Origin of the sequence: Enterobacter sp. SLBN-59 (assembly GCF_024807915.1) — a bacterium.
Lineage (GTDB): Bacteria > Pseudomonadota > Gammaproteobacteria > Enterobacterales > Enterobacteriaceae > Enterobacter > Enterobacter asburiae_B.
This window is the reverse complement of record NZ_JANUFI010000002.1, coordinates 65,446-80,522: the sequence shown is the minus strand read 5'-3', so window position 1 is coordinate 80,522 and position 15,077 is coordinate 65,446. Positions and strand designations below refer to the sequence as shown.

Annotated in this window: 15 protein-coding genes and 3 pseudogenes; 14 read left to right on the top strand and 4 right to left on the bottom strand. The window is 55.9% G+C overall.

Annotated features, from left to right (window positions below):
* Window positions 1–493: 493 nt before the first annotated feature.
* Window positions 494–917, bottom strand: a pseudogene (locus M2422_RS22340) (transposase); the annotation flags it as partial.
* 332 nt (window positions 918–1,249) lie between these two features.
* On the opposite strand from M2422_RS22340, the gene M2422_RS22335 reads away from it, so the two are divergent.
* From M2422_RS22335 to M2422_RS22310, 6 genes are all read left to right on the top strand, one after another.
* Window positions 1,250–2,365 (top strand): Ig-like domain-containing protein, encoded by a 1,116-nt coding sequence (locus M2422_RS22335; protein WP_259142818.1) that lies wholly within the window; start codon window positions 1,250–1,252, stop codon window positions 2,363–2,365.
* Window positions 2,366–2,450: 85 nt separating this feature from the next.
* A complete protein-coding gene (locus M2422_RS22330; RefSeq protein WP_259142816.1) occupies window positions 2,451–2,942 on the top strand; it encodes a hypothetical protein in 492 nt (163 codons plus the stop codon).
* Between the two features lie 217 nt (window positions 2,943–3,159).
* Window positions 3,160–3,765, top strand: coding sequence for an IS66-like element accessory protein TnpA (gene tnpA, locus M2422_RS22325; RefSeq protein WP_259142814.1), 606 nt, complete (start codon window positions 3,160–3,162; stop codon window positions 3,763–3,765).
* Window positions 3,762–4,109: an IS66 family insertion sequence element accessory protein TnpB gene (tnpB, locus tag M2422_RS22320; protein ID WP_259142812.1), complete on the top strand. Its 348-nt coding sequence runs from the start codon at window positions 3,762–3,764 to the stop codon at window positions 4,107–4,109. Before tnpA ends, tnpB begins: the two co-directional genes overlap by 4 nt.
* Window positions 4,110–4,128: 19 nt before the next feature.
* Window positions 4,129–5,451 (top strand): IS66 family transposase, encoded by a 1,323-nt coding sequence (tnpC, locus tag M2422_RS22315; protein WP_259142811.1) that lies wholly within the window; start codon window positions 4,129–4,131, stop codon window positions 5,449–5,451.
* Window position 5,452: 1 nt separating this feature from the next.
* Window positions 5,453–5,689 (top strand): hypothetical protein, encoded by a 237-nt coding sequence (locus M2422_RS22310; protein ID WP_259142808.1) that lies wholly within the window; start codon window positions 5,453–5,455, stop codon window positions 5,687–5,689.
* Window positions 5,690–5,985: 296 nt separating this feature from the next.
* On the opposite strand, the gene M2422_RS22305 is transcribed toward M2422_RS22310, so the two are convergent.
* Window positions 5,986–6,342 (bottom strand): DNA-binding protein, encoded by a 357-nt coding sequence (locus M2422_RS22305; protein WP_259142805.1) that lies wholly within the window; start codon window positions 6,340–6,342, stop codon window positions 5,986–5,988.
* Window positions 6,339–6,674: a type II toxin-antitoxin system RelE/ParE family toxin gene (locus tag M2422_RS22300; RefSeq protein WP_259142803.1), complete on the bottom strand. Its 336-nt coding sequence runs from the start codon at window positions 6,672–6,674 to the stop codon at window positions 6,339–6,341. Before M2422_RS22300 ends, M2422_RS22305 begins: the two co-directional genes overlap by 4 nt.
* A 139-nt stretch (window positions 6,675–6,813) precedes the next feature.
* On the opposite strand from M2422_RS22300, the gene M2422_RS22295 reads away from it, so the two are divergent.
* From M2422_RS22295 to M2422_RS22285, 3 genes and pseudogenes are all read left to right on the top strand, one after another.
* Window positions 6,814–6,993 (top strand): hypothetical protein, encoded by a 180-nt coding sequence (locus tag M2422_RS22295; RefSeq protein WP_259142801.1) that lies wholly within the window; start codon window positions 6,814–6,816, stop codon window positions 6,991–6,993.
* Window positions 6,994–7,001: 8 nt separating this feature from the next.
* Window positions 7,002–7,175: pseudogene (locus tag M2422_RS22290) on the top strand (IS91 family transposase); the annotation flags it as partial.
* A gap of 272 nt (window positions 7,176–7,447) precedes the next feature.
* Window positions 7,448–8,203, top strand: coding sequence for a transporter substrate-binding domain-containing protein (locus M2422_RS22285; RefSeq protein ID WP_259142906.1), 756 nt, complete (start codon window positions 7,448–7,450; stop codon window positions 8,201–8,203).
* Window positions 8,204–8,435: 232 nt separating this feature from the next.
* Here the strand turns inward: M2422_RS22285 and M2422_RS22280 are convergent, their stop codons facing one another.
* Window positions 8,436–9,650 carry an IS91 family transposase gene (locus M2422_RS22280; protein WP_259142799.1) on the bottom strand — a complete coding sequence of 405 codons (1,215 nt, stop codon included), beginning with the start codon at window positions 9,648–9,650 and terminating at the stop codon, window positions 8,436–8,438.
* Window positions 9,651–9,760: 110 nt separating this feature from the next.
* Here M2422_RS22280 and M2422_RS22275 point away from each other — a divergent pair, with 110 nt between their 5' ends.
* The 5 genes and pseudogenes from M2422_RS22275 (at window position 9,761) to M2422_RS22255 (ending at window position 15,028) form a co-directional block, all read left to right on the top strand.
* Window positions 9,761–10,033, top strand: a complete 273-nt coding sequence (locus tag M2422_RS22275) for an arylsulfatase regulator (protein WP_259142722.1) — start codon at window positions 9,761–9,763, stop codon at window positions 10,031–10,033.
* A 312-nt stretch (window positions 10,034–10,345) separates the two neighbouring features.
* Window positions 10,346–13,675 carry an inverse autotransporter beta domain-containing protein gene (locus M2422_RS22270; RefSeq protein ID WP_259142797.1) on the top strand — a complete coding sequence of 1,110 codons (3,330 nt, stop codon included), beginning with the start codon at window positions 10,346–10,348 and terminating at the stop codon, window positions 13,673–13,675.
* 87 nt (window positions 13,676–13,762) lie between these two features.
* Window positions 13,763–13,888 carry a hypothetical protein gene (locus M2422_RS22265; RefSeq protein WP_259142759.1) on the top strand — a complete coding sequence of 42 codons (126 nt, stop codon included), beginning with the start codon at window positions 13,763–13,765 and terminating at the stop codon, window positions 13,886–13,888.
* Window positions 13,889–13,930: 42 nt separating this feature from the next.
* A pseudogene (locus M2422_RS22260) lies at window positions 13,931–14,292 on the top strand (IS1 family transposase).
* Window positions 14,293–14,407: 115 nt separating this feature from the next.
* Complete coding sequence (locus tag M2422_RS22255) at window positions 14,408–15,028, top strand: hypothetical protein (protein ID WP_259142795.1); 621 nt, start codon at window positions 14,408–14,410, stop codon at window positions 15,026–15,028.
* Window positions 15,029–15,077: the final 49 nt, after the last annotated feature.

Sequence of the window (15,077 nt, the reverse complement as noted above, 5' to 3'; positions counted from 1 at the left end):
AAAATGCCGCTCAAATTTTATAAGGTTCGTCAGGTGCGGAACTCATCGGGCGCAGGCATACAGCCTATTCAGACGCCGGATAGATTCATTCAGGCCACAATAACTTCAACATCAGTGTCGCAAAACGGGAATGACCATCGATTCCTAACCATGAAAAGCTGCGCCTGTACGCGAGCCTGGAAATTGTTCCCTGGTGTATCCGGGGAGACGGTGATCGTTCTGGATTATCATCCATTTCCCGCTACTATAGTTGTATAGTAGGACCCCATGCTGTTGTTATCCATTGTGATTGTTTATGGAGCTTCCGCCTCCCTGAGGCGGTTTTTTTTTGACACAAAGGATCGCGGTCCCGGGTTGTAAAGGTCGTCCGGGAAGTATTAATGGCATCCCATAACCAGGATGCCGGACAGCATTTTTTATTCCCTGAAAGGGGGGCGAGTCCGTCAAGGTGGTGTAAATTCAGTTACAGCCTTCCGGTCCGGTAACGGGCCTGTTATGCACTGAGTGGCAGCGCGTCGATTACTTCGGTTTCAGCGGGCTGGTCTATCTCCGCCATGCTGTGTTGCGGCATGGTAGCGGTTCTGCAGCGGCCATTCTTCGTTCTGCTCCGTCAGTACCGCACCCAGTAGCCGCATGATGCTCTCTTCGTTGGGGAAGGTATCCACCACGTCGGCACGACGCTTCACCTCTTTGTTCAGGCGCTCCAGCGTGTTGGTCGAGTGGATTTTCACCCGGTGCGCTTTCGGGAAGCCGAAGTATGCCAGCACGTCAGCCTCCGCTTCATCCATCATCACCGTGACCGCCGGGTTGCTCTTCTCCAGCTGGCCGGCAACTTCACGCCAGGTGGCATGGGCGCTTTTCTCGTCGGTCTGCACGAACACCTGCTGCAGTGCGGCACGGACCACCGACTGGTTCGCCCATGCTGACAGCAGGTACTGGCGCACGTTCACGTCGCCCCCGCGCCTGCTGGTAATTACCGCTAACGCAGGGGGTAATTCGCGCTCATTTCCGGGTAATTATTAATATATAACAGTAAGTTGGCGCCGCTGTTATTGAACTTTCCGCTGATGGCCTTCAGACTGCGCCCCGGCCCGGCACTTGTAATATTGGTTCATCTCTTTGTCCTGATATTCGCTGCCGGGCACCTCCCGTGAGGGTGCGGTCATTCCGCCCCGGGCAGGGCTTTTTTCTGCTTTTATCTCACCTCCCTCGCGCACCGGTCTGCTGACCGGTGCGTCCTGCAGGGCCGGTGACCGATGCGAAGGGTAACCCGGTGCCGGGCGTGAAGGTGACCTTCAGCGCCGGTAACGACGTGCCCGTCACGGCCGTGAACGACGGCACGACGGACGGTAACGGTCTTGCCACCGCGACGCTGACGAACACGAAGGCGGGCGTGACGACGGTCTCCGCGACCATCGGGGACAGCAGCCAGACCGTGGACACCACCTTCGTGGCGGATACCCCGGACAGCGGAAGGTCGTCGCTGACAGCGACCCCGGACACCATCACGGCGAACGGTACCGATGTGTCAGCGGTCACCCTGACCCTGAAGGACGCGCACGACAACGCGGTGAGCGGTCAGACGGTGACCTTTGCCAGCAGCCTGGCGGGGACCAGGGTGGGGGACGTGACCGACAACGGTAACGGCACCTACACGGCGGACCTGACCGGGACCGCGGCGGGCGAGACCAGCGTGACGGCCACCGTGGGCGGCAGCGCCTTCGGCGTGGCCGCGGCGAAGGTCACCCTGACGTCGCCATCACCCGAGCCGGTACCGGAATCCACCACGCTTGCCGTTAACGGTGCAACATTTGCTGCTAGCAGTCACTTCCCGACTACAGGCTTTACCGGGGCTAAATTCCAGGTGCTGCTGAGCGGGAGTGCATCGAATAACAGTAATTACAACTGGAGTGCTGACCAGGGGTGGGTGAGCGTGGATGCCAGTGGTAACGTATCCTTTACCGGGACGGCAACAAGCGGAACCAAAACAGTGACGATTACTGCCACACCGAAGGCGGGCGGAGCACCTCTGACCTATACCTTTACCGTCAGTAAGTGGTTTGTGAATAACAGGAACAACACCATGAACTGGGGTACAGCTGATGAATATTGCTCTTTCCGCGGTGGCCTGCCAACAGTAGCGGACTTAACTTCTGTTGGTTCAACAAGAGGTGTTGGTTCGTTGTGGGCTGAGTGGGGACGTTTAGATACGGCCTATTCAGGCTCGGGGTTCCTCGGCAGCCTCTACTGGACGTCGGCCGACAACGGTGCCGGCTACTACTACTACGTCAACCTGGGCAATGGCGGCGTCGGCTACAGCTACGATACGTCCGGCATCTATGTTGTGTGTCGTCAGGATCTTTAACCTTTAGCTTTTAATCTTTAAATTTGTTTTTTGTCGTTCAGGTCAGCGCCTTCGGGCGCTGACCAAAAAACGCAAAGGAGTTATCATGAACATTCAGGATAAAATTATTTTAAGTGAACGCTCCGGTAAGCTTTCATTGATACGTGAAGGAATGTTTTTACGCTGTTATGAGCAGTCTTTATTTTTATTTATAACTAACTACCGGGGCGATTTACATGTTTCTTTAAGGCAATTTAAAAATCTTGATGGGCGCCTTGTGGTTTATGGCGGATTCCCTGCCTCACAATTAAAAAAATATTTACCTGAAGCACAGGAAACTGACTGGGGGTATGAAATTGATTGTGAAATCGTCTGCAGCGAGCGCTATCAGGCCTGGTTCAAAAAAACCACACAGAGCCTACCCGCACCTGAAGAAAAGGATGATCAGTTTAATAAGACAGAAGTAAGCGAAAAGGTTTTTTATTTTAATTGTGAGCTGTGTCAGTTTCTTGAATCCTGGAGCCCAGGGAAATTTCCTCGTTCTGTAGATGATGGCTTTATAATGACTGTGAAGAAAGCACTAAATGAGATGGAGTAAATCTGCTGTAATTTGGACTGTATTGCGCAGCAGTACAGGGGGGCGTGATGGCCTGTACAGCCACGGCAGTACAGAAAAACGCTACGAAAGAAGACCGACCCACTCCACGGCTTTATTAAAAAAGGCGTTACAAAGGGGGTAAGCGTCACATTCATACCGTCTTTTATTTTTGCCCGCGTTTCCTACCATGGACACTTTCGCGAACATGGACACTACCGTGGACAAAAATACGCCTTACAACAGAAGACCCTGGATCTTCACTGCGCTGAGCCTTCGGTTTAATGAGGCTCTGACTTACCGTGAAATTGCGGAGCAACTGAACATTAGCTCATCAGCCATACATAAGATGTTTACTCGCTTCCGACGCACCGGTATTAACTGGCCATTGCCGGAGGAATATACCCCTGAACGTCTGGAGGAAGAGCTTTATGCCTTCAATCTTGAGACAAATCTTCCTGTAAAAAAACGCCGCCCGGACTGGCCTCTGGAATTTAAAATTCGGATGGCGGATCTGACCCTGCAACCAGACGCCCGTGTGGCTCAGATTGCGCGTGAGCATGGTATTAACGATAACCTGCTGTTTAACTGGCGCAATCTGCATCGTCAGGGGCTGCTGGATCCTGCCAACAGAGCGGCGCTTATTCCGATTACGATGGAGCCTGTTCCCCCTCCGCCCAGGCAAAACGGTGTCGTATCAGCAGATATACCACCGGTTATCAGTTGCAGACTGACGTTGCCAGGTGGAAGCCTCAACCTGACCGGCCCGTTGACTCCTGAACTTCTGCGCGCCCTGATCATCGAGCTCAGGGATGGTGAGTCATGATTAGCTTTCCGGCAGGCTCGCGCATCTGGCTGGTTGCTGGCGTGACAGATATGCGCTGTAGCTTCAACGGGCTGGCAGCGAAAGTACAGAACACACTGCGCACCGACCCGTTCAGCGGCCATCTGTTTATCTTCCGCGGGCGGCGGGGCGACATGATAAAGGTTCTGTGGGCGGACCGGGACGGCCTGTGCCTGTTTACCAAACGTCTGGAACGTGGCCGCTTCGTCTGGCCGGTGACCCGTGACGGCAAAATCCACCTGACGCCTGCACAGCTGTCCATGTTGCTGGAAGGTATTAACTGGAAGCGCCCGCAGCGTACGGAACGCGCTGGCTTGCGTATATAACCTGCTGTAAAGTGGGGCTATGGACGCCTCATATCCCGATGAAAACGCCCGGCTCAGGGCGCTGCTGCAGGAGCAGCAAACGACTATCCGCAAAATGGCGGAGTATAACCGCCTGCTCTCACAGCGGGTGGCGGCGTACGCCAGCGAAATTAACAGGCTGAAGGCGCTGGTCGCTAAGCTTCAGCGTATGCAGTTCGGCAAGAGCTCCGAAAAACTGCGAGAGAAAACACAGCGCCAGGTGCGCGAGGCAGAGGAGCGCATCAGCGCCCTGCAGGAGGAGATGGCAGAGGTGCTGGGCGAGCAGCACGACCCGGTACTCCCGCAGCCGCTGCGCCAGTCATCTTCCCGCAAACCGCTGCCGGCATCGCTTCCCCGCGAAACCCGCACGCTGCCGCCGGCAGAAACCGACTGCCCGGAATGCGGCGGCGAGCTCACTGCTCTGGGCTGCGACGTGTCGGAGCAGCTGGAACTCATCAGCAGCGCCTTTAAGGTTATCGAAACGCAGCGGCCGAAGCTGGCCTGCTACAGCTGTGACCACATCGCACAGGCCCCCATGCCTTCAAAACCCATCGAGCGCAGCTATGCAGGTCCCGGTCTGCTGGCGCGCATCGTCACGGCGAAGTTCGCCGAACATACACCTCACTATCGTCAGTCAGAGATATACCGTCGCCAGGGCGTGGAGCTGAGCCGTGCCACGCTGGGGCGCTGGTCCGGCGCGGTCAGTGAGCTGCTGGAGCCGCTGTACGACCTGCTGCGCCAGTACGTGCTGATGCCGGGCAAGGTGCATACCGACGATATCCCGGTACCGGTTCAGGAGCCGGGCAGCGGTAAAACCCGCACGGCCCGGCTGTGGGTCTACGTACGGGATGACCGTAATGCGGGGTCACAGCTCCCGGCGGCGGTATGGTTCGCGTACTCGCCGGACCGGAAAGGTGTGCATCCGCAGCAACATCTTGCCGGGTACAGCGGCATCCTGCAGGCGGACGCATACGGTGGCTACAACGCACTGTACAAAGACGGGCGCATCACGGAAGCGGCCTGCATGGCCCATGCGCGGCGAAAAATCCACGACGTGCATGTCCGAACCCCGACCGATATCACAACCGAAGCGCTGAAGCGCATCGGGGAACTGTATGCAATCGAGGCGGAGATACGCGGCAGCCCTGCACAGGAGCGGCTGGCGGTACGAAAAGAGCAGACGGTTCTGCTGATGCAGTCGCTGTATGGCTGGAAAACAGGCTGCGTGACCTGCTGCCGTGGAAAACCGATCTCACATCTGCATAGGCGTCAATACGGTCTCGATGTGACGCTTACGTTTTTTATCAAACCGCAAACGAGGTAGCTTGCTGCAGAAGGTGTATGAGATCCTGGAAATGGAAGCGCGGAAAAAACCGGAGCAGCCTGGCTTCGCGGCGCTGATGAAGGAATTTCTGCGCACAGACCCGTACAAATGCATTCTGTGCGGCAACCGGCTGCGCTTTGTCAGCGCTCAGGCCGGCAGACACGCGTCGGAATTAGTGGCAGAAAGGCAGCATCACATTGACCGGAAACGATGGCTTCTGGCACAGGCTGCAGGATAGGTTCGCCTGAAAAATGGGTTTCAGGTTAAAAGTGCACCGAAAACCGCATTTTATCGGCATAAGTGGCATTAGTACACGCCATCAGTACACTCCCGAAGACTATGTTCATTGTCAGGAAATTTTTAAAACGATGATTCATTTTCCTAACCATGTACGGTACGCCGTGACACGGTGCGTAGCATCGGCGCGGGGCGCTGTATCTGCGCGTTTGAGCGGCTGAAGCCGCGAATTACGGGGCGGGTAACTGAAACGGTCAGTGACAAAAATCCCCCCGCTTATGGGGGGAACCTGAGAAATTAGTGGCTGGATTTGCTGAGAGTGAACTGTAACCCGGCCACTGCTGCAAGTTGTGCCAGTGTTGTGATGGTCGGGTTTCCGCCCGGGGACAATGCACGGTAGATACTCTGACGGGCAAGGCCAGATTTTTTAGCGGCTTCGGAAATCCCCCCTCGCGCCTCGATTACCTGACGTAACGCAACAAGAAAACCGCCTAAGCCACCAGACTCATTAATTTCTTCCAGGGCATTAGCAAGATATGCGTTTGCATAATCAGGATCAGCGCGTAGTTCTTCAATCATGGCGGCGTTGTGATCAACTGCTGCCGGATAATCATTTTTGCTAATCAGCGACTTCACATTTTTGGTGGCTGTCATTTTTTTGGCCTCTTTTTAAAATCTTGCAGATAACTAACGGCTTTATCTAAATCGGCTGTTTGCGTTTTTTTGTTCCCGCCAATTAGCAGGAGAATTATTTCACCATCTTCGATTGAATAATAAACCCTGTAGCCGGGACCATAATCAACTCGTAATTCCCAGACATCATCCCTTTCGAATTTATGATCTCCAAAATTACCGCCCATAGCGCGGGCAATTCTGGAATCCACTTTTAACGCAGCGGTCTGATCTTTACGTCTTAATTTTTTCATCCAGTCGGTGTATGGAACCTCACCGTTTTCTGTCTGGTATCGTTTCGCCGTGTAAGGCATCTTGCCGCCCTCGCTCCCTTAACCTGTGCATATTGTCTCTTATAAGAGACAAGTGGTCAATATAAATCGTCTCTTATAAGTGACGGTTTATATTGTGGCTGTGTGCCTTCCCCGAACAGGGCAGCCTGGCGGCTGCAAATTGAAAACCCCGCCATCGGTCATCCCCGTCGTTGCCGCTGATAAGCTTTCACAGCGTGAATGGGACTGGATTAAGCTGATGAAGCCCATGGACCCGCCGCCGGCAATGGTCGCCAGCGCTATACTGGAGCACCGCCACGATGCTGCAGCTCTCAGCCGCCTGCAGGACACCGGGAATTAATCTGCCCCGTGGTTTCCGGTTTCAGCCCCCGTCCGCTCAAAAAACTGTCCACGGCTAACCAGTGCTGGACGTCTTTCCTCGACGCCGGTGGTCTGCGCGATATCGAAGTCGAAGCCGTCACCAAAATGCTCGCCTGCGGTAACCGCATCAGCGGCGTGAAGGAATATGGCTGCGATAATCCCGGCTACCGGACCGGAAGGCTGTAACTGAATTTACACCACCTTGACGGACTCGACCCCTCCAGCAGCTGAAAAAATGGTTCTTCCTGACAGAGACCCAGCTCCCGTCGCAACCGAATGAAAAATAACTAGATGTTTGGAAATAATTTAAATACAGCTTAAAAAAGAAGAGAAATCCAATTCTCCGGGGGATCGAACAATGGCAAACACCAAACGACTCCCTTTGTGATAACATGTTTATTCAGCACGGAATACGCATATGTATGGATAAAAGGATGGCACTAAGGGCTGGAGTTGTACTGTTGTTGCTGGCGTTCAGCAGCCAGGCTCGTGATATGCAGAACATTACCCATAGCGGTGTGCTGAAGGTTGGGGTCCCGGGGGACTACGCACCACTGGCCTTTCATAACAAGGCCGGGGAACTGCTTGGCTATGATATTGATATGGCCAGAGATCTCGGTAAAACACTGGGGCTCAGAGTGAATTTCGTCCAGACCAGTTGGCCGACACTCTCTGCCGATTTGAAAGCTGATAGATTTGATATTGCCATGGGCGGCGTCACCCGCACACAAGAGCGGGAAAAGACGTTCGCTCTGAGCCAGCCCGTAGTCGCCAATGGGAAAATTGCCCTGTCTAACTGCCAGGTCGCACCGTTGCTCAGAAGCCTGAAGCAAATTGACCGTCCTGAGGTAAAGGTGGTGGTCAACCCTGGGGGAACTAATCAGAGCTATGTGGATAAGTATATTAAGCATGCGCAGATTATTCGGGTGAAGAACAACGTGGATAATCTGCAGGCACTGAGGGATAAAACTGCCGACATGATGGTTACCGACCTTATTGAAGGCATCTGGTATCAGGAGCAGGAGTCGGGAGTATTCTGCGTGGCAACGAAACAGACGCTACCAGGTACGGAGAGCTATAAGGTTTATATGATGAGTAAGGGTAATCCGCAGTTGCTGGATAAAACTAATCAGTGGCTGATGAAACGGGATCACACCGTACTCAAGCACAAGTGGAAAATAGCAGAGTAAGTTAACTACACCTTCGCTGAGGCTACCTGGACGCAGTCGCTGCAGGACTGGCTGCTCAGCCACGTCAGGATGCTGGAGTTCATGGTTAGGAAAATGAATCATCGTTTTAAAAATATCCTGACCATGAAAACCGCTATCAGAAACGCAGTGATGACGTGAGGCCGTGTGAGTTATGGCAATAAAATGCTGTTTCCGTCGCATTTTTAACCTGAAGCCCGTTTTTCAGGCGAACCTATCCTGCAGTCTGGGCCAGAAGCCATCGTTTCCGGTCAATGTGATGCTGCCTTTCAGCCACTAAATCCGTGGCGTGTCTTCCGACCTGCGCGCCGGTAAAACGCAGCCGGTTACCGCACAGGATGCATTTGTACGGGTCCGTACGCAGGAACGCTTTCATCAGCGCGGCGAAGCCCGGCTGCTCCGGTTTTTTCCGCGCCTCCATCTGCAGGGCTTCGTACACCTTCGGCAGCAGCTCTCCCCGCTTCCGGTTGGACAAAAAGCCATAGTGGCGCACCATTTTAAAATGCCTGGCCGGCACGTGGCTGATATAGCGCCCGATCATCTCCTCCTGGGTCAGCGTCTGCTGCCGGTGCTGCTGCGTACGGTGGTCGTAAGAGTGGTGCACCACGGCGCCGCCGCCGTAGTGCCTGAGCTTCGCCGCCGACACCGGCGGCCGCTTCAGGTAGCGACCCAGGTATTTGACGCTCCGCCAGGCGCCGCGGGTCTTCTTCGCGAAGTGGACCTTCCAGCGGCGTCCGTACTGTGACTGCAGATACCGCTCCCACTGCTTTTTGTCGCGGATGTGCCCCAGCCCGGGCAGACCGCCGGGATTTATCAGGTCATAGCTGTGGCGCAGCAGCCGGATGACCGCCCCGCGCCAGATTTCCTCCACGGGCTGCTTCTTAAAGAAAAGTCTGCGCCAGACGCCGTGCTTAACATCCAGCCCGCCGCGGGTGACGGACAGATGAATATGCGGATGCTGGTTGAGCTGGCGGCCGTACGTATGCAGGGCGCAGAAGATGCCGACCTCCACGCCCTGTTTACGGGCCCACCGGAGCATGGCGCGGGTGGCGGCGCGGAACAGCGCGTTGAGCAGGGGCCAGTTGTTGTTAAAAAAGGGCCACAGCAGGTGGGGCATGGTGAAGGTGATGTGCTGCCAGTCGCAGTCGGGCAGAATGTGGCTCTGCTGCGAGACCCACTGCTCGGTGGCTTTAAAACCGCAGGAGCTGCACGCTTTTGACTTGCAACTCTGGCAGAAGAAGCGGGAGTGGGTGCAGTCTGCCGATGCGCAACAGTAGCGGCGAACGCCCATGCTGGCGGTGCCGCAGGCGAGCATGCGCTCAACGCAGAGACGGGTCCACGGGGTCACGCTGTCGCCGAACTTATTGATGAACAAATTCCAGCCGTCATCGACGGTGAAAAGCAGTCTGGCAGGGCGCGGAATATACATACCGCAGAGTATAAAGCCGGGCTCAGGGCATGCAAACCCTCGGAACCGCGAAGCGGTGACGCTCGCCCTGTAAGGGCGCTATGTTCGGCGCCACAAATTCGGGGATAAAAATGATCGACCTGACAGCAGAACAGCGACAATTAGCGAAAATAGTCCATGACTACGCCAGCCGGTTTCCTCTGACAGAGGACGGGGATGCACAATTATTACAGGGTTGTTATGACTACCTGGAGGCGTTTAAACGAGTGATGGACAGCGCATCAAAGGTGCAGATGGACTACATCTGCCAGCAATATCCTGGATATTTTCGCTTTGCGAAATGGATGGAGCGACTGGCTCAGGGTATTGCGGATGGAGTTATCGAGGTTCCGAAAGATCACTAAAAATGGTAGGTCGGAAATTTCGGCGGTTCCGGCGGAGAACCCCATGATCCGGGGGGGGGGGGCCCGCCCGCAGCCCGGTACACCGGCGGCAGTTTTCCCCTGCACACCCGGTTAGCCAGAAAGCCAATGTTTCAATTTCCTGTGCGTCAGGTCCGCTGTCCCTGTGGACACACACCTTTTCATTGAACCTTTTGCCCCCGCCCCTACCATTAACCTCATGCATTAAAGGGATTTATACCTCAAACCCTGGTGGCACGGGCGTCCTTCCCGGTGCTGACATTCTCCGTAAAATACTCTGCCGGACACTATGTAATGAATACAGGCTTGATTAAAACCGCCGCCAGACTCTGCCTGGTGGCCCAGCTGACCAGCGTCTCCCCCGGGGTCATATTGCCCCTGTCAGCCATGGCTGCCCCCCCCTCTTCTCCCTCTGTCCGGGGGGATGCTCAGACACTGGTATACACCCTGCAGCCCGGGGAGTCCGTTTCCTCCGTGGCCGCACGCCACGGCCTGACCGTGGCGGCGCTGAAAAAACTCAACCAGCTCCGCACCTTCAGCAGGCCCTTTGAGCAGCTCGCTACCGGGGACGAGATTGACGTTCCTGCCATGAAGGCCGGTCCCGGGCGTGAGCCGGCCACTGCCGCCGCGCAGGATGACCCTGCCGCCTTCTGGGCCGGCACTGCCTCCACCGCCGGACAGATGCTGCAGGGCGGGGACACCACCCGCGCCGCCGCCGGCATGGCCCGCAGCATGGCCACCGGCGCTGCCACAACGGAGATAGAGAAGTGGCTCAGCCGCGCCGGCTCCGCCCGGGTCAGCCTGGCAGCGGACGAAAAATTCTCCCTCAGCGAGGCGTCCGCTGACGCCCTGGTGTCGCTGTATGACACCCCTGACTGGCTGGCGTTCACCCAGCTCGGGTACCGGCACAGGGATGACCGCCACACCGTTAACCTCGGGGCCGGATTGCGCACCTTCCGGGGTGGCTGGATGTACGGGGTGAACGCCTTCCTCGACAACGACCTGACCGGGCGCAACCGCCGCCTCGGGCTGGGTGCCGAGGCGTGGACCGACTACCTGCGGCTCTCCGCCAACGGCTACCGCGGATTAACGGGCTGGCATCAGTCCCGTGACCTGGCCGACTATGACGAGCGGCCGGCAGACGGTTTTGACATGCGGATGGAGGGCTGGCTGCCGGCGTACCCGCAGCTGGGCGGGAAGCTGATGTATGAGCAGTACCGCGGCAACGAGGTGGCGCTGTTCGGTAAGGACGAGCGTCAGAAGGACCCGAAAGCCGTCACTGCGGGGGTGAGCTACACCCCGGTGCCGCTGGTCACCCTGGGGGCGGAGCACCGGCAGGGCCAGGGCGGACACAGCGACGCGCGGTTCAGCGTGGGCTTCAGCTGGCGTCCGGGCACGCCGTGGGCAGACCAGGTCAACCCGGCTGCGGTGGGGCTGAGCCGGACGCTGGCGTCGGGCCGCTATGACCTGGTGGAGCGCAACAACAACATTGTGCTGGAGTACAAAAAGCAGACGCTTATCCGCCTGTCGCTGCCGGAGACCCTGGCGGGTAAGGCGGGGAGTACGGACACGCTGACCGCGACGGTGACGTCACGTTATGGGGTGAGCGGGATTGACTGGGAGTACGGCGAAGTGCTGGCCGCGGGCGGCCGGGTGAGCGAGGTGAATAAAAACAGCCTGCAGATAACCTACCCGCCGTACCAGGCGGCGGCACGCGGGGCGGAAAGCAACGTGTACCGCATCAGCGCGGTGGCCCGTGACGGGCAGGGTAACGCCTCGGCGCGCCGGACGACGACGATAACGGTCCGGGAGCCGGAGGCGGCCATCGCCCGGGGCGACCTGGCGGTGACGCGGGACAACGCGGCGGCGAACGGAACGGACGCCAACGCCGTGCAGGCGAAGGTGACCGATGCGAAGGGTAACCCGGTGCCGGGCGTGAAGGTGACCTTCAGCGCCGGTAACGGGGCTGCCATCACGGCGGTCAGCGACGGCGCGACGGACGGTAACGGTCTTGCCACCGCGACGCTGACGAACACGAAGGCGGGCGTGACGACGGTCTCCGCGACCATCGGGGACAGCAGCCAGACCGTGAACACCACCTTTAAGGCGGACAGCGGCACGGCGACCATCAGCGCCGGTAACCTGACGGTGACCACCGATAACGCGAAAGCCAACGGCACGGCCACCAACGCGGTGAAAGCTATCGTAACGGATGCCAGCGGCAACCTGGTTTCCGGTGTGGCAGTGACCTTTACCGCCACCAACGGCGCCACCATTACCACCGCTTCCGCCACCACTGACGCCGACGGTATCGCCACCACCACGCTGACCAACACCACGGCCGGCAAGGCGAAAGTGACCGCCACGGTGAACGGTAACAGCCAGACGGTCGACACCACCTTTGTGGCCGACGGCGGCACGGCAACCATCAGCGCCGATAACCTGACGGCGACCACTGATAACGCGAAAGCCAACGGCACGGCCACCAACGCGGTGAAAGCTATCGTAACGGATGCCAGCGGCAACCTGGTTTCCGGTGTGGCAGTGACCTTTACCGCCACCAATGGCGCCACCATTACCACCGCTTCCGCCACCACTGATGCCGACGGTATCGCCACCACCACGCTGACCAACACCACGGCCGGCAAGGCGAAAGTGACCGCCACGGTGAACGGTAACAGCCAGACGGTCGACACCACCTTCGTGGCGGATACCCCGGACAGCGGAAGGTCGTCGCTGACAGCGACCCCGGACACCATCACGGCGGACGGCACCAGCGTGTCGGTCATCACTCTGACCCTGAAGGATGCGCAGGGCAACCTGATTAAGGACCGCAGCGACGTGGAGTTTGTCAGCAGCCTGGCAAACAGCGCCGTGGGTACCGTCACGAACAAGGCGGACGGCACCTACACCGCGAACCTGACCGGGACCGCGGCGGGCGAGACCAGCGTGACGGTCACCCTGGACGGCAGCGCCTTCGGCGTGGCAGCGGCGAAGGTCACCCTGACGTCGCCACCACCCGAGCCGGTACCGGAATCCACCAAGCTTGCCGTTAACGGTGCAACATTTGCTGCTAGCAGTCACTTCCCGACTACAGGCTTTACCAGGGCAAAATTCCAGGTGTTGCTGAGCGGGGATTCATCGCATAACGGTGATTACACCTGGAGTGCTGACCAGGGGTGGGTGAGCGTGGATGCCAGTGGTAACGTATCCTTTACCGGGACGGCAACAAGCGGAACCAAAACAGTGACGATTACTGCCACACCGAAGGCGGGCGGAGCACCTCTGACCTATACCTTTACCGTCAGTAAGTGGTTTGTGAATAACGGGAGCAACATCATGAACTGGGGTACAGCTGATGAATATTGCTCTTCCCGCGGTGGCCTGCCAACAAGAGCGGACTTAACTTTTGGTTATTCAACAAGAGGTGTTGGTTCGTTGTGGCCTGAGTGGGGACGTCCAACAGCAGGGGCCTATTCAGGCTCGGGGTTCATCCTCGGCCCCTACTGGACGTCGACCGACGGCGGTGTCGGCAACCACTACTTCGTCCACCTGCACGATGGCACCGCCTACAGCTACAGCGATACGAACAGCTACAATGTTGTGTGTCGTCAGGGTCTTTAACCTTTAGCTTTTAATCTTTAAATTTGTTTTTTGTCGTTCAGTTCAGCGCCTTCGGGCGCTGAACTGAAAAAACGCAAAGGAGTTATCATGAATATTCAGGATAAAATTATTTTAAGTGAACGCCCCGGTAAGCTTTCATTGATACGTGAAGGAATGTTTTTGCGATGTTATGAGGAGTCTTTGTTTGTGCTGTTGCGGGATGAATACCGGTGATGCCTCTAATTGGTTGAATCTGCTATACAGTGCGGTTCTCTCATGGCCAGCGTTAACGCCCGTTGTCAGTCTGCTCAGGTTTACCGCCATGATCAGAACCCTAAAGGCTATGACAGATTTCGCTGCCGTGACTGCCATCGCGTGTTTCAGCTCACTTACGCTTGTGGAGCCCGTAAGCCGGGCGTTAAAGAGCAAATCACCGAAACTGGGGCAGTTATGACCGGGAGGTGCCGAAGGATAAACATCTGACCGGCAAAATATTCACCCAGCGCATTGAGCGTAATAACCTGACGCTCTGCACCCGCATTAAGCGTCTGGCTCGTAACATGATCTGCTTCTCGCACCCGGTTGAGCTCCACGAAAAAGTCATCGGCGCGTTTATCGAAAAATACATGTTCTACTGATTGGAAATCATTACCATTTCTATCTCATATTTTACATGATGGATTTTTAATAATCTAATGGTAAAATATAAAAGTTGAACTTAAAAAGCAGCCAGCTCCTGATAGGAACATAAATATGTTGGTACGTAATACCTTGATTGAAGCATTGCCGTTACGTGCAAAAAGTGGTTCCGTAGGCTTAGTACTTAGTCTTGAAGGTGCACGTTACTATGTATTTCATAGTCGTCAATCCAGAGACCAGATTGTTAGTAATAACCTCCAAAAGAAAATTGCATTACATCATGAGTTATTACATGGCAATACACCTTATAATGATGCACAGGGTCAGAAGAAATACCAGGAACTTTTTCCTTTCGCCAGGGATATTGCTGCTCAAACATATATAGATCCTGAAGGACGGCATGCAGAGGAGTCAATGATTGAAGACTGGAATAAAATTGTGCAAGATTTTTATCTTGTACGGGGTCGTCTCCCCAGAAAAGCAGATGTCTTTCTGAATTTTTGTCCATGCCAAACCCGTAATAGAAATCCAAGCCCTGCCAGGGCTTTAGACAATATTAACTATCCTATTTCTTGTCATGAAAAACTAAAGCAATTTTGCCTCACAGGAAACCGCTTAAAAATGAAATGGTCAATATACTATGAGCAGCAGTTCCAAGATGCTCCGATCCTAAATATTAATTTCTGTAACCTTAAGGTTATGAGATTACCGCCGGGAATTGCTATGCCTGTCTAAATAAATGTCGCCCGGCCTGGGTTCTGTGCATGGTTTCACAACCTGCTCT

What these genes read in the sequence shown, in the direction of transcription:
- tnpC (WP_259142811.1), top strand. Translation starts at nt 4,129, where the DNA reads ATGGACGCCTCATATCCCGATGAAAACGCCCGGCTCAGGGCGCTGCTG.
- M2422_RS22300 (WP_259142803.1), bottom strand. Translation starts at nt 6,674, where the DNA reads ATGCCTTACACGGCGAAACGATACCAGACAGAAAACGGTGAGGTTCCA.
- M2422_RS22280 (WP_259142799.1), bottom strand. Translation starts at nt 9,650, where the DNA reads ATGTATATTCCGCGCCCTGCCAGACTGCTTTTCACCGTCGATGACGGC.
- M2422_RS22275 (WP_259142722.1), top strand. Translation starts at nt 9,761, where the DNA reads ATGATCGACCTGACAGCAGAACAGCGACAATTAGCGAAAATAGTCCAT.
- M2422_RS22330 (WP_259142816.1), top strand. Translation starts at nt 2,451, where the DNA reads ATGAACATTCAGGATAAAATTATTTTAAGTGAACGCTCCGGTAAGCTT.
- M2422_RS22305 (WP_259142805.1), bottom strand. Translation starts at nt 6,342, where the DNA reads ATGACAGCCACCAAAAATGTGAAGTCGCTGATTAGCAAAAATGATTAT.
- tnpB (WP_259142812.1), top strand. Translation starts at nt 3,762, where the DNA reads ATGATTAGCTTTCCGGCAGGCTCGCGCATCTGGCTGGTTGCTGGCGTG.
- M2422_RS22270 (WP_259142797.1), top strand. Translation starts at nt 10,346, where the DNA reads ATGAATACAGGCTTGATTAAAACCGCCGCCAGACTCTGCCTGGTGGCC.
- M2422_RS22255 (WP_259142795.1), top strand. Translation starts at nt 14,408, where the DNA reads ATGTTGGTACGTAATACCTTGATTGAAGCATTGCCGTTACGTGCAAAA.
- M2422_RS22265 (WP_259142759.1), top strand. Translation starts at nt 13,763, where the DNA reads ATGAATATTCAGGATAAAATTATTTTAAGTGAACGCCCCGGTAAGCTT.
- M2422_RS22285 (WP_259142906.1), top strand. Translation starts at nt 7,448, where the DNA reads ATGGCACTAAGGGCTGGAGTTGTACTGTTGTTGCTGGCGTTCAGCAGC.